1 protein-coding gene is annotated in these 489 nt (G+C 49.7%); it reads left to right on the forward strand.

Translation table 11 applies throughout. The features are described 5' to 3' along the window. Nucleotides 1-489, forward strand: a 489-nt coding sequence (tatC, locus tag ACTHUR_RS19300) for a twin-arginine translocase subunit TatC (protein WP_440400403.1), incomplete at both ends; no start/stop codon positions are given.

The following is a 489-nucleotide window of genomic DNA, read 5'->3' on the forward strand; positions in this document are numbered from 1 at the left end:
CGCTTATCGAGCATCTTCTCGAGCTGCGCCGCCGCATGATGTGGATCGTCATCGGTATCGTCGTCTGCTTTTTGGGTATGATGCCGTTTGCCCAGCAGCTCTATACCTTTGTTGCCGAACCATTGATGGCCAATCTGCCTAAAGATACCAGCATGATTGCAACCGATGTGATCGCGCCGTTTTTTGTGCCGGTCAAGGTTACTCTGATGGCGGCATTTCTGCTGTCGTTGCCGCACACGCTGTATCAAGTTTGGGCGTTTGTCGCTCCTGCCTTATACCAAAACGAAAAACGCTTGATTACGCCGCTGGTGTTGTCCAGCGTGACGCTTTTCTTTGTCGGTATGGCGTTTGCCTATTTTTTGGTATTTCCCGTTATTTTCAAATTCTTGGCCGGGGTAACCCCTGTCGGCGTCAATATGGCGACCGATATCGACAAATACCTGTCCTTTATTTTGGGCATGTTTGTTGCATTCGGTACGACGTTTGAAG

Source organism: Neisseria sp. P0021.S007, from assembly GCF_051956855.1.